Genomic DNA, 13,107 nt, shown 5'->3' on the forward strand with positions numbered 1-13,107 from the left:
TTCCCATTCTGACGGCAAAACGCGTCAGACACGCTGTACACCGTCAGAATGACTAAGAGCCTCAACAGAGGCCGAGAGTGGGCGGCAGGACATGGATGATCGTAACATTGGATACACGCAAGGCATAGGCTCTTCCGATATCGGAGCATTTGCCAACAATCTGGCTGAGTCTTTGGATCGCCAGATGAAGATCGCTTTCGAACCCGAAGAACGAAAGTCCCTACGTCGCTTCAGTTCCACCGAAGTCGCCGGCCTCCTGCGCGTAAGCACATCTAACCTGCGCAACCGGCACAAGGACGGCAGCTTCCCGGAAGTGCATACAGACAACCGCGGACACCGGTTCTACACAGCCCAAGAGATTGATGAGTTGCGCGATGTTCTTGGACGCACTGGAAAGAACGCAGAAAGCTACCGCCCAGGTCGACGTGATGGCGATCGTCTCCAGGTGATATCCGTCGTCAACTTCAAAGGCGGCTCATCAAAGACTACTACAACGATTCATCTTGCGCAAAGGTATGCCTTGCGCGGTTACCGCGTGCTGGTCCTAGACCTCGATCCGCAAGCAAGTTTGACCACGTTTTTCGGCTTTCGGCCCGAGCTTGAGTTCGCCGATGGCGGCACAATCTATGATGCTTTGAGATATGAGGACCAAGTTCCTCTCTCGAACGTCATCCAAAAGACCTACTTCCATAAGCTCGACATGGTGCCCGCCGGTTTGATGCTCTCGGAGTACGAAACCGAGACCGCAAACGCTCTCGCCCGTCGCGTACAGCCCATCTTTGCAGAGCGCCTCGCCTTGGCGCTTGAAGAGGTTGAGGCAAACTACGACATCGTCCTGATCGACTGCCCGCCTCAGCTTGGGTTTCTAACCCTGACTGCGCTGGCAGCGTCGACGGGGCTTTTGGTTACCGTGGTACCTGGCATGCTTGACATCGCATCCATGAGCCAATTCCTGAAGCTTGCTTCAGAAACGGTCAAGGCCGTGGAGGAAGCCATCGGTCGGCGTGTCACATGGGATTTTGTCAAGTTCCTGATTACCAGATATGAACCGTCGGACGGTCCGCAGACCCAAATGGCAGGCTACCTGAGATCAATTCTGGCAGGTCAGGTCATGACAGAGCCAATGCTGAAGTCTACGGCGATCTCCGACGCGGGGATGACCCAGCAGACCGTCTACGAAGTCGATCCAAGCCAATTCATCAGAAAGACAATTGATCGCGCCCTGACCAGCGTGAATGGCGTTGGCGATGAGCTAGAGCAGACGATCCAAATGGCATGGGGGCGTCGCTGATGGCCCGAAACATCTTCAACCAGCCTCCAAGGAATGAGACGGAGAGCGGAGCCCCCTCCCCTACCCCGCCAAAAGCGGCAAAGCTGCCGGGATCTGTTGGAGGATTGCGCGACTCTTTGCGCGAGATCACAGCAAACTCGATTCGCGATATCGAACCCGATCAGATTGACATGGATGGGCTGCGCGATCGGTTGGTGCTGGAAGATTCCAGTATCGATGAGTTGGCCGAGAGCATTCGCAAGCATGGCCAACAAGTGCCCATCATGGTCCGTCCATCAGCCCAACCGGACAGATACCGCATCATCTACGGCCGCCGCAGGCTTGCGGCGATCCGTAAGGTCGGTGGAACGGTCAAGGCAATTGTTCGAACCTTGGACGATGACGCATCTCTGATCGCTCAAGGCCAGGAGAACAACCTCAGGCTTGATCCGTCTTTTATAGAAAAGTCTCTTTTTATCAAAGAGATGCAAGAATCCGGGTACAAACCCGGTGTCATTCAAGATGCTCTAGGTCTGACCCGGCAAGGCGTATCCAACCACAGGGTCGTCATAGAACAACTGCCAGACGGTCTTGTTCAACTCATCGGGCCAGCACATGGGATCGGACGACGGCAGTGGGGTGATCTAGCTGCCTTGTCGGTGAAGGTAGATTTGGTGGACATCGCCAAAGAGGCGCTCGCCGCCCTGCCCGACGACACTCCTAGTTCCGAAAAGTTCCAAGCGGTCTATTCGGCTTGCTCGAGCAAAGCACGTAGCGACAAGAAGCCGCCCAATCGTGGGCTGACTTCGGTCATCAATGATGAGAACGGCAGTTCATTGGGCACGCTGACAATCGATGAGAAGGCGATCGCGCTCAAGGTCACCAAGAAGGACAATCCAGAATTCGGCCAATGGCTCGAAGAGCACGCGGAAGCTACGCTTTTGCAACTCTTCGTACAGTGGCGGAATGAGAGAGGCTCTGGGTCCTAACCCAGGCCACACAGAGCAACACGAGCAGAGGAGAAAAGCGAAGACCCGAAAGAAAAGAGCCCCCCAAAGTTTCCCCTGGAGAGCCCTCATCATCTGATTAGCATCTTTGATGTAGCAACCTCCAGCATACCGGTCAAGAGTCACCGATTCGGTGGACTGATATTTTTTGCCTTTTTCCGCGAAAATTCGAGGAAAGAGACGGGGAAGTTGTGGGCCGAACGGTCGTCGTGAACAAGCCATGGCATTTACAAAACTCTCGATCGAAGCCGCAGGTGCTGATGCAACCCGCGGCTCATTTCCCCCATCTGAAACCGACGTCTGGACCATCTTCAGAGCCCTGAGAGATGCACGCAGCGTGTTTGGTCTACGTCCTGGCCACATACAGACACTTCAAGCAATGCTCAGTTTTCTGAAACCTGGCCATGGCGAAACGGTTTTTGCGTCTAACGATTCACTTTGCCAGCGCGTTGGCGGAATCGACGAACGGACACTCCGGAGGCACATCAACCGCTTCGTTGAACTCGGATTCATCAAGCGCAATGACAGCTCGAACCGAAAGCGCTACCGCGTTCGCTCATCCGGCGGGGAGTGCATCAGTTATGGATTGTCTCTCACCCCCCTGCTCCAACGTGCGAGCGAGCTTATAGCCATCGCGCAAGAGATGGAGAATAACCGGCGAGATCGGATATTTGTCCGCAAACAGATCCTTACAAAGCTCGCCCATTTGGAAGAGCACGATCCTAGCAACGCATTCATCAACCACGCACGGAAAGCTCTACGCAGGAAGCTGAGCCTCCCCGAATACCACGCTCTGCTCGCCAATACAGATGCAGAATGCCAGAGTTTGTCTACCCCGGATGACCCGCCTGAAACTATGGAATTGCCCGCCAATGACGGACAAACTGTCCGGCATCAATCTAAGTCTGAAGAAGAAAAAAAAGATTTAGATAGCAACATAGGCCTTGAGGCCCTGAAACCAGACTTGCTGACCTCAGTCTGCGATCAGGCGACATCGTTCTCCACAGAGAGACTTAGAAACTGGTTGGACATTGAAAACCATGCTCGAACACTTGCACCCATGATGGGCATTCACCCAGAGACTTTCGAGAAAGCCAAGAATGCTGTAGGAGCTCAGAAAGCGTCATGCGCGATCTTCATCATGCTACAGCTTGGAAAACGCATCAGGGATTTTGCAGCGTATTTTCACAGTATCACCCTGGGTCAAAGGCAAAACCAATTTGATCCATTAGCTTTGATCAAGCGACTGTCCGAAAACAATGAGCGAACTGTCTAATGTCCACCGCGGTGGACTTCGAACGAGAATCGGCGCTTGTGGCAACCAAAACTGTCCAAACGCACATAGCGGCGCGTGGTGGTTCTTCAGTTTATCTCAGACCAGCAGATGTCCACCGCGGTGGACAAGTGACACATGAGCAAGCCTTGATGAAAATCTGGCCGCCCATGGAAGAAATCGGCGGCCAGGCATTACACCCTAAATGCCTAAAGTTATTGTGGGAGGTCACCGTCTCCAAAGAGGTTTGGAAAGAGCCGCTCTCGATAATCCAACGGAAACGCCAACCGAACCGGCGTCTTCGGCGAGGCGGACCTCAGGTATCCGGCGGCGGTCAGTTTACTCAGCGTGTTGCGAGCAGTACGCTCGGACGTCTTGAGCACAATCTGCGCATCGCCTCGTTCCAGTGCCCCATGCCGAAGAACCGCCGAGATTAGTTCCGGCGCTCGCTTGTCATCGATGGTATCTGCAACAAGACGACGATACCGTTGGTCTAGTCCGCCGAGATCGAACAATCTTGCTGAGAAGGTGATCTGGTCGAGCGTCACCTTTAGGAACCATTCACTAAACGTCTTCAGTGCCGCTTCTGACAGGTTCCCCCGTCCGTCGCGGTCTCCGCGGCGTGGACTGTCGGCCAGATCCATCATCCGTTTGTACTCGCCCCGATCGGTTAGCCCGCGGGCCAGCCCACGTGATACGGACCAGAGCCCTTGGCCACCAATCCCCGCTGTGAGGGCCATGGCATGAGACATCAGTCTGCTGACACGGCCGTTACCATCCGGGAAAGGGTGGATGTAGTTGAGCCGGTGATGCGCAGAGGCGATCGCGATGATCCGTCCGCTCGAAGACCGCGCCGCAATCTGAAATCGTTTGTCGAAATGGTCCATGAATGCCGCGACGCGCGACGATGAAGGAGGTAGGTGGCGCCCGACCGCAACTTCCCGATCATCATCCTGGCGCATGCGTCCCGGAACGATGGGCTCTTGTGTGCCGTCGGGATGTTCGATGACCCGAAACTCATCCGGCATCTCGTCGTAGAAGCTCTTATGGACCCAAGTCAGGAATTCGACGGATGTGGGGCGGGGCAGGGTGCCCTTGCGATGCATCTCGTCGATGGCCCGTTGAACGATGACGTGCGCCCGGGCCTCAAGGGCGAGGGGACGGGTTTCTTCCTCAAGCTCGGCGCCAGCCAGCGCCCTTTCGATGTCGCGGGGGCGCGTGTTGTGTCCTTCGATCAGGTTGGAGTAGTAGCAGTTCATCACACGGACGAGATCGGCAAGTTCGGCTGCGCTGTCAGGATGCAACCCTTGTCCCAGCCCGGTGGCTTCCCTCTGGATGTCGACCGAAAGGTCTGCCAGTTCTGTCGGAATATGCTCCTCGAAGAAGCAGGGTTCGATCCTGGCGGGTGTTTCCAGCATTTTGCCGATCTTCCATGTTTGCAAAGTAATTGAAAAATAAACACATTTTGTACTTTTAAGCAAGGTTTTGCCGATATGCGTTGCCGATCTTGGTTGCCGATCTAGAATTGCTGCATGAAATCAATGGCTTCGGCAGATGTGCCGGGCTTTTCGGTTTTGTTGTGTGCCCAAAGGGGCCGAAAAAAGAGAAAGTGTTCTTCGGGTTTTGTGACTGACGGATGAGGACCTTTGGGGTCCCTCAGATGGGTCCGGGCCGGATTCCGGTCTGTCTTTCCTGATGAAGGGCATTCCCATGCAAACAGGTGTCTTGCGCGTGCTCCGCGCAACCGCTGCCTCGTGGTGGCGGCATAGAGAGTTGCGCCGAACTGGCCAGACGTTGCTGGCACAGCGGCTCGAACGCCAGACCGTCCTGCGTGATCTCGGCTATCTGAAGCAGGCCGCGTCATTACCAAACGCGCATGTGATCTGCGGAGAGGGCGGGACATTCATCCATCTCGGCTGGACCACCGTTTCGACCTTCGCGCTGATCGAGCGCTTTCCCTTGGCCACTCTTGCGGTCGCACGAGGAACCCCGTTCATCGATATCCGACCCATCAGTGACGTCATCGCCTTCGCGAACTTGCCGTGCGTGGCGCGGGACGGATCGGTTGACCCTGAACCTTCGGGTTCCGGCAAGTCCGTCTCGCTGACCACCTACATCGACATGGTCGAAGGGCTCGGCGCGAGGATCCTCAACGATCCGCGGTCCCATCAGTCAGCCTGATCACCACTTACTCTCACCAAAACTCGAAAGGAGGCCAGCCATGGCCCGATCCCGCACGCCCAAATTCGATGCCTCCGAGGTCATCACAAACGAAATCATCCGCATCATCGAGCGCGGCGTCCTGCCGTGGCGCAAGCCATGGACCGCAGGTGGCAGCTCTCGTCCCCTGCGCGTGGGCGGAGAACCCTACCAGGGAGTGAACAACTTCCTGCTGACGATGCGGACCGTGATGGCGGGCCACAGCTCACCTTTCTGGATGACGCTGCCGCAAGCCAATGCCTTGGACGCAAAGGTCCGCAAGGGCGAAAAATCCTCTGTCGTCGTTTATTACGGTCAAAGCCGGAAAGATGCGGGCGCAGATGAGCATGACCGCAGCGACGGGGATGATCACTCCGAGGAAGCCCGCATCTTCCGCTTCCAGAAATCCTACCGCGTGTTCAATGCCTGCCAAATCGATGGCCTGCCCGACAGTTTCTTCCCCGACCCGGAGCCCGTGCCCGAGCATGCGCCGTCCGAGCCCATCCCGCACATGCAGACCTTCTTTGATGCGATCGACATCACAACCGTCTTCACGGGCACGGAGGCGTACTATTTGCCGCCCGTGGACAAGGTCTACATGCCGTCCATCACGCGGTTCCAGGACCCGCGCAATTTCTACGGGGTCTGGGCCCATGAGCTGGCCCATAATGCCGATGTTCAGATTATGCCGCGCCGATCCTCACAGCCTGTTGTCCTGCGGGAAGACCGGCGCGGCGTGTCGGCATAATTCAGAGCGCTTCCAGGAATGCCAACAACTCGTCACCCGGCCGATATCGTCCGCCGGTGCCGCCAACCGGCTTTGTCAGCGCCATCGCTCTTTCCTTCAGTTCGATATCGGCATGGATGTAGACCTGCGTCGTCTCGACCGATTCATGGCCCAGCCAGAGCGCGATGATTGTCCGATCGACGCCGCTCTGCAGAAGCTGCATCGCGGCAGTGTGGCGCAGGACGTGTGGCGTGACACGTTTCAATCTGAACGTCGAGCTGTTCGAGGCGGCGGTGGCCGCATGTTTCCGAACGATCCGTTCAACCGCATCCCGGCTCAAAGGCTTACCGCGGATTGTCGCGAACAGGGGATCACTGGTTTCCGCCCCGGTTTGAGCAAGCCACACCCGCAACGCTTCCCGGCTGTCTGCCCGGAGTGGCGTCGCGCGTTCTTTTCGGCCTTTGCCGATGCATCTCAGATGCGGCCCGGTGCCGAGCTTAACATCGCCAACGCGCAAGCCGATCAACTCCGATACACGCAGGCCAGTTTGGAGCATTGTGAGGAGCAGAACCCGATCGCGCCGACCAAACCAAGTCGATTGGTCCGGCGCCTTCAGCAAGGCCTCCATCTCATCACGGGTGAGGAAGTCCACCACGCGTTTTTCGTGTCGTTTGGCCGGCATCGCCAGCACCTTCTGGCAATGATGCAACAACTGAGGTTCACAGCCGGCGACATATTTAAAGAACGAGCGAATAGCGGCAAGCCGCGTGTTTCGGCTTCGCGCGCTGTTGCCGCGTTCCTCCTCGCAGAAGGTCAGGAATTGCCCGATGATTTCGGCGTCGATATGAGCCACATGCAGCTCTGTCGGCGGCAGCCTGGTTTCCGCTTCCGCGTATTTCAGCAAGAGCCTGAAGGTGTCGCGATAGCTGGCAATCGTGTTCGGACTGGCCTGCATCTGGGTCAACAACCGCTCGGTGAAGAACCGCTGCACATAGATGGGCAAGGGATAGGTCGCAATCATAACGCATCCTCCAGAACCCGTTGTTCGGCCCGCGCCGCCGCCAAATGCATCAGCTCTGGCACGGCCTCGATGTACCAGAATGTGTGCTTTGGCTCGGAATGGCCGAGATAGGTGCTGAGCTTGTACATTTCGGCTTCGATGTCCCGGCCTTCGCGGAACCAGTCCAGGATGGTGTGAACGGCAAAACTGTGCCGCAAATCATGGATGCGCGGTCCGTGGCCGTGGCGTTTGAAGGCTTGCGGTGGCCTGAGGCCGATATTTCCGCTGACCTGCGCGAAGTTGTAGCGCGCGCCGCAATCTCCCGCCGGTTCGCCATCCTCTTTGATGAAGAACCGGGATGACGGACGCGCGATCAGCCGATCCCGCAACTTGGCATATCGGGCGAGTTGAAGGGCGGTGTCGCCGTTGACGGGTAGCTGCCGATCCCGGCCATTCTTTGTGTTCCTCAGCGTGAGAAAGGCTCGTTTCAGATCAACGTCTTGCCGATCCAGTGATAAGGCTTCGTTCACGCGCATTCCCGTGACGGCGATCAAGCCGAACAGGGTCTGCCACAACGCGGCCCGGAGACCATAGGGTGATGGCAGCCGACCCGCCTCAGCAACGATGTTTGCGATCTGGCTGGGCGCGTAAATATACGGCACCCGTCTTCGGTATCGGCCGGTGACAAGCTGACTGGACGGTATTTCGGTGCGATCATCATGTTGCGCAAGCCAAAAGGCAAACCTTCGGACCATCCCGAGGCGACAAGACCAAGTGTTGTTGTCCGCGCTGCCGTAGTTTGCTTTCCAGTCAAGGAACAAGGGCGTCGAGATCCGGTCGAACCCGCGTTCATCGCCATAGGTCGTGAACTTGCGCAGCACACGTTCATCAAAGGTGAGAGCAAATCCCATCGAGCGCCGTAGAGCCAGATACTCGTCAAGTCGTTGGCAAAGCGTCTTCATTGCACCCCTCCCGAAGTTGGCCACGGGCGTGAGATCGAGCGCAGGGAATCCACATCGTATTGCGCGTAAATGGTCGTGGTCATCGCAGATCGGTGACGCAGCACATCCCCGATCTCAGCAAGCGAAGCGCCCTTTCGCAGCATGTCCGTGGCGAGGCTGTGCCGGAGAATGTGGGTGCCGATATAGGCTTGTGGCGGGCAGATGCCGGTCGCGTCATAGGCATCACGCAAAATCCAGCGGAGGATTTGAGCGTCCTTGAACCGCTTGAACGGCGGTTTCACCGACACGAACAGTGCTCGCTCTGGCCCCCGGCGCTCATTGCGGATGTAGTCGACAATCGCCTCGCCGACCTCCACCGGCAGTGGCATCCGGTCATGCAACTGCCGTTTGCCGCGGATCAAGATTTCTCCGGCGCGCCAGTCGATGTCGTCCAACTCTATCGCCGTCACTTCAGGTGCCCGAAGACCGAGCCGGGCGATCAGCATCAGCATCGCATAGTTCCGCCGACCTGTTTTCTTGTGATTGCGAACGACCTCGATCAGACGATTGACCTCTTCGGGCTCAAGATATCTCGGAATGCCGGTCGGCTTCGGCTGCCGTGCCTTTGGCACGGCGTTGCTCAGATTGCGCTCGGTTTTGCCGCTCCAGAACAGGAACTGGAACAGATTGCGAAGATGCGATGGGCCTGTCTTGTCACGCGGCGCGTTTTGTTCCTTGCGCAACCAGAGTATGAATCCTGTGATGTCGTCGGGCTTGATGGTGTTCAGGTCGCCAAGACCGGCGCCGAACTTGGCCGTCAGGAACCGGTCGCAAGACCGAAGGCAAGAGTAGATGGTGTCATCGGAAAGGCCGCGCTGGACGCGAAGGTAGGCTTCATATTCCCGTTTCAGGCAAGCTCTTGGCGACATGTCCAGCGGCGGTTCAGAACGCGGCGGTGCGCCCGCGGTCTCAATCAGGAAATCCCTGAACCGATCGATGCGATGCCGACAGTGCTTTTTGTCTTTCACCGACGCGGCATTGATAATCGGCCCCGTCAGTTGATCCATGTGATCTTCAGTCAAGTCTGCGGACCCGAGGTTTGCCTTCAGCATCGCGGCCCAAAGCGTTTCGGCGGTGCCCCTGAATTTCATGATGGAGCGGCGAGTGTATCCTTGATCTTCGATATGTGAGGCGAAGCGTTCCACCTCATTTGGTTCGACACAATTTTCCATAAGTATTTCCTTCACTTGGTTGGTTGAAGGATGTGCTTATGGCAGAGGACAGACACGAATGGCGCTGCCGGAAACGCGCACAAGGCGGCTTTTCCAGTCGGACCGCCCCCAGTTTGGAACACCGACGGTCTCCGTGGTCGTCTTATGCAGTCTGAAAATACGAGGAACCCAACGAAACAGGAAATCCCCAGCCGAAACGCGGCATAATCTGAACATCGGCATTATGCGTGTTATGCCGACGTCGGCATAAGGCCCATGCCACGAAAGCCCCGCATCGGCTGAACCGTGATTTCGGGTTCTCGAAGTTTGGCAACACGTCCTATGCGCGCGAGGAGATCGTCGCGGAATTGACCTCGGTGTTCCTGGGTCAGACGCTCGGCTTCACGGCGCATACGCTCGAGATGAATGCCGCCTACCTCCACAACTGGTTGCGCGTTCTTCGGTCGGACAAGGGTGCGATCTTCAAGCACGCCGCGGATGCGCAGCGCGCCTGTGACTATCTGATCGCACAATCTGAGGCGGGTAGGGCAGGGCGCAGTGCCGAGGCCGCCTGACCACACGGAGAACGGAGACTCGCATGTCACGCAAGGAACCCAAGACGCTGCGGGTGGCCTGCTTCGAAGACGGCCGCCGCAAGATCATCACCTTCAAACGCGGTGCCTATTGGTGGAGCCCGTCCGAGGGCGCTTACCCGCTCTCGGCGGCACTCGAGAGCATCAAGGAACAGGGCGGCTGGATCGAAACCATCCCCAACCCGAACTACAGTGCCAGAGGGCTGTTCGGGTAAGGCGCCTTCTGCTTCGGTCCTTCCGCCAAGCAGAAAAGTGAAAGCGGGCTTTGGGAAGGGTGTTTCAACTTCTCAAAGGAGATCCCATGTCCATGACCGTTCAATCCCAGCCAGACCGTCCGGATCCGACCGTGATCGCGGCGCAAAACGACGCGTTTCGCAAGCTCGCGTGCCTTGGAGTGGCGCCCGCGCAGCCCACCCAGGGCCGAATGCATGTCACCCGCTCGCTTATGGAGGCCGGTGACGGCTTCATGGCCGAGGCGGTGAAGGCCACCGGTGCGTTCGATACATTCGAGCCTGAGAATGATCCCGAGGGATGGCACGATTTTGGCGCGGTCGAGATCCGGGGCGAGACCGTGTTCTGGAAAATCGATCTCTATGAGGCAGATTCGGATTTCCGCTACGGGGCCGAGACCCCGGACAATCCTGCCACAACCATGCGCGTGCTGACCATCATGCTGGCGCGTGACTGGTAGGGTAGGAGGGCTTCCCAAAGTGTCGATCTGAAAACTCAAGGCCCACTGACCCCTCAAAGGGAAAGTGGGCCTTTTGTCTTGGTGATCCCTGAAGCCGGGGATTGGTCACGCGCGTGAGCGCGCGGGCCACACCTCACCCTCCTGGAAGGATATCCCATGACCACAAGCTTTGCTCCCCTTACCGTCGCCATCGGCGATCTGATCCCGCATCCCGCCAATGTGCGCAGCAACGCGCCGGAAACCTATGACCCCGAGAACATCGCGCATCTGAAGGCCAGCATCGCTGTGCTGGGCCTGCTCCAGCCGCTCTTGGTCCAGAAGCTTGACGGCAAATATGCTGTCCTCGCCGGTGGCCGACGCCATGCTGCGCTGAAGGAGCTGGTCGCCGACAAGGCCACCAAGGGGTTCATGGCGAAAACCAAGGTCGACTGTCGCCTTGTCCCAGACGACTGCGACGTCACCACGGCGCTGTCGCTCGCCGAGAACATCACCCAGGCACCGATGAATGCCATCGACGAGTTCGAGGCTTTCGCCCGGATGATGGAGGTCGACAGCCAGACGCCCGAGACGATCGCAAAGACCTTCGGCGCCACGGTGGCGGCCGTGAAAGGCCGGTTGCGTTATGGCCTTATCCACCCCGACATCCGCGCCGCAGCCCGGGGCAAGGTGATCACGCTCGACACGATGAAGGCCTTCGCCGAGCACCCGAGCCAGGAGGCGCAGCGCGAGGTCTTCGAGGCGCTCACGAAAGACGGCGGCTATCTGCAGGCCTACACCGTCCGTCAGGCCCTCAAATCCCGCGGCGTGCAGGTCAGCGATGATATTGGGGCCTTTGTGCGCGCGGACTACGAGGCGCGGGGCGGTGCTGTCGCGGCTGACCTTCTGGAAGAGCATTCCGTGCTTGAGGATGCAGCACTGGTCGAGACCATCCTGCTCGAGAAGCTCGGTGCCGCCGCCGAAGAGGCCCGTATGAGGCTGGGCTTTGCCTGGGCCGATGCGATGGTCCGCTATGATTACGCGACCATGGCGGACTATGGCCGCGTCTATCCCGGCCCGATTGAGCCGGATGAAGCGGCCCAGAAGCGCATCGATGAGATCACCGCAGAACTCGAGAAGCTGCAGCTCGAGATGGAGGATGAGGGGCTCGAGGACGGTGCCTACAATGCCCTTTACGAGCGCGTGGACGCCTTGGAAGAAGAAGTGCGCGATCTGCAGGAGGCCTACAGCGCCGAGGACCTCGCGCGGTCCGGGGTGATCGCGTCGTGGCAGGGTGGGCAGGTCACGCTCCATGTTGGCCTCGTCCGCCCCGAGGACACCGTGAAAGTGGAAGGCGCGCGCGGCTCGTCGGTCAACCCGACGGGGGAAGAGGCACCGGACGCCGGCGAAATCACCTATCCAGCCTCGCTGGCTGAGGACCTCAAGACCGAGCGGGCCATGGCCCTTGGCGCCGCGATGGCGCTGCATCCGGAAGCCACGCTCGATCTGACGCTCTTCAAGCTGGTCAGTGACGTTCTGGCCAGCGGAATGAGTGTCACGCAGGCGATCAAGATCGATGCCCGCAAGGAATACCGCAGCCATGCCAAGATGGACGAGATCGACGAGACCTCGCTCGAGCAGGTGGCGGCGGCGCATGATGCGCTTGATCTCTCCTGGCTCGATGACACCCGCGCGCCCGCCGATCAGTTCGCGGCGTTTCGCGCGCTGGAGGCAGGCGAGAAGGCCAAGCTCGTGGCCTATGCCACCGCCAGCACCACGCAGTCCTGCTTCGCGCGGGATCCTCGGCGCGACAGCCTGATGCATGCGTTCGAGATCGAGATCATGCCCGACATTCGCGCATATTGGACGCCGAATGCGGCGCTCTTCAACCGCTTCAAGAAGGCCTGGCTCCTGAAGATTCTCGGCGAGGATCTGGGTCTCGCCCAAGAGGCGGTGACGCTCGCCTCGTCGAGCAAGAAAGAGATCGTCGCCTTCTGCGACAAGCTCTTCGCCGAGCCTTTCGCCACACTCACGGACGCGCAGCGCGCTGCCGTGGCCACCTGGTGCCCGCCCATGATGCAGACCGCCGGTGTCGCCTGTGATGAGGCGGAGCCCGCTGCGGAAACCCCCGAGCCTGACAGCGAGGTCGCGCAAGCGGCCTGAGTCCTCACGCGACTCGCGCGAGGCATTCCCCGCGCGGGTCGACCCTCCCACACCCA

General features: G+C 58.5%; 11 protein-coding genes and 2 pseudogenes. 9 read left to right on the plus strand and 4 right to left on the minus strand.

Annotated elements, in window-relative coordinates; genetic code table 11:
* Positions 1-91: 91 nt before the first annotated feature.
* The 3 genes from repA (at position 92) to repC (ending at position 3,553) form a co-directional block, all read left to right on the plus strand.
* On the plus strand, positions 92-1,291 hold the full coding sequence (gene repA / locus GAL_RS19380; RefSeq protein WP_024099294.1) for a plasmid partitioning protein RepA: 1,200 nt from the start codon (positions 92-94) through the stop codon (positions 1,289-1,291).
* Positions 1,291-2,259 carry a plasmid partitioning protein RepB gene (repB, locus tag GAL_RS19385; RefSeq protein ID WP_024099295.1) on the plus strand — a complete coding sequence of 323 codons (969 nt, stop codon included), beginning with the start codon at positions 1,291-1,293 and terminating at the stop codon, positions 2,257-2,259. Before repA ends, repB begins: the two co-directional genes overlap by 1 nt.
* 238 nt (positions 2,260-2,497) lie before the next feature.
* Positions 2,498-3,553 carry a plasmid replication protein RepC gene (gene repC, locus GAL_RS19390; protein WP_024099296.1) on the plus strand — a complete coding sequence of 352 codons (1,056 nt, stop codon included), beginning with the start codon at positions 2,498-2,500 and terminating at the stop codon, positions 3,551-3,553.
* 212 nt (positions 3,554-3,765) lie between these two features.
* Here the strand turns inward: repC and GAL_RS19395 are convergent, their stop codons facing one another.
* On the minus strand, positions 3,766-4,968 hold the full coding sequence (locus tag GAL_RS19395; RefSeq protein WP_024099297.1) for a Fic family protein: 1,203 nt from the start codon (positions 4,966-4,968) through the stop codon (positions 3,766-3,768).
* A 292-nt stretch (positions 4,969-5,260) separates the two neighbouring features.
* Between GAL_RS19395 and GAL_RS19400 the strand changes: the two genes are divergently transcribed.
* Entirely contained in the window at positions 5,261-5,731 is a 471-nt protein-coding gene (locus tag GAL_RS19400) for a hypothetical protein (RefSeq protein WP_024099298.1), read from the plus strand.
* Positions 5,732-5,771: 40 nt separating this feature from the next.
* Positions 5,772-6,416: pseudogene (locus tag GAL_RS19405) on the plus strand (ArdC family protein); the annotation flags it as partial.
* Positions 6,417-6,498: 82 nt separating this feature from the next.
* Here the strand turns inward: GAL_RS19405 and GAL_RS19410 are convergent.
* From GAL_RS19410 to GAL_RS19420, 3 genes are read right to left on the minus strand one after another with little or no spacing between them, the layout of a single operon-like run.
* The gene (locus GAL_RS19410; protein ID WP_081731442.1) at positions 6,499-7,494 is read right to left on the minus strand and encodes a tyrosine-type recombinase/integrase; all 996 of its coding nucleotides are present in this window, start codon (positions 7,492-7,494) and stop codon (positions 6,499-6,501) included.
* Positions 7,494-8,438 carry a tyrosine-type recombinase/integrase gene (locus GAL_RS19415; protein ID WP_024096535.1) on the minus strand — a complete coding sequence of 315 codons (945 nt, stop codon included), beginning with the start codon at positions 8,436-8,438 and terminating at the stop codon, positions 7,494-7,496. Before GAL_RS19415 ends, GAL_RS19410 begins: the two co-directional genes overlap by 1 nt.
* Entirely contained in the window at positions 8,435-9,649 is a 1,215-nt protein-coding gene (locus GAL_RS19420) for a tyrosine-type recombinase/integrase (RefSeq protein WP_024096536.1), read from the minus strand. Before GAL_RS19420 ends, GAL_RS19415 begins: the two co-directional genes overlap by 4 nt.
* 251 nt (positions 9,650-9,900) lie before the next feature.
* Between GAL_RS19420 and GAL_RS19425 the strand changes: the two are divergent.
* From GAL_RS19425 to GAL_RS19440, 4 genes and pseudogenes are all read left to right on the plus strand, one after another.
* Positions 9,901-10,203 (plus strand): annotated as a pseudogene (locus GAL_RS19425) (zincin-like metallopeptidase domain-containing protein); the annotation flags it as partial.
* A gap of 23 nt (positions 10,204-10,226) precedes the next feature.
* Entirely contained in the window at positions 10,227-10,436 is a 210-nt protein-coding gene (locus tag GAL_RS19430) for a DUF6330 family protein (protein WP_024099301.1), read from the plus strand.
* Positions 10,437-10,522: 86 nt separating this feature from the next.
* Positions 10,523-10,912 carry a DUF3768 domain-containing protein gene (locus GAL_RS19435; protein WP_024099302.1) on the plus strand — a complete coding sequence of 130 codons (390 nt, stop codon included), beginning with the start codon at positions 10,523-10,525 and terminating at the stop codon, positions 10,910-10,912.
* Between the two features lie 156 nt (positions 10,913-11,068).
* Positions 11,069-13,051, plus strand: coding sequence for a ParB/RepB/Spo0J family partition protein (locus GAL_RS19440; RefSeq protein WP_024099303.1), 1,983 nt, complete (start codon positions 11,069-11,071; stop codon positions 13,049-13,051).
* Positions 13,052-13,107 lie beyond the last annotated feature (56 nt).

It is taken from the genome of Phaeobacter gallaeciensis DSM 26640 (genome assembly GCF_000511385.1).
In the GTDB taxonomy this organism is placed as follows: domain Bacteria; phylum Pseudomonadota; class Alphaproteobacteria; order Rhodobacterales; family Rhodobacteraceae; genus Phaeobacter; species Phaeobacter gallaeciensis.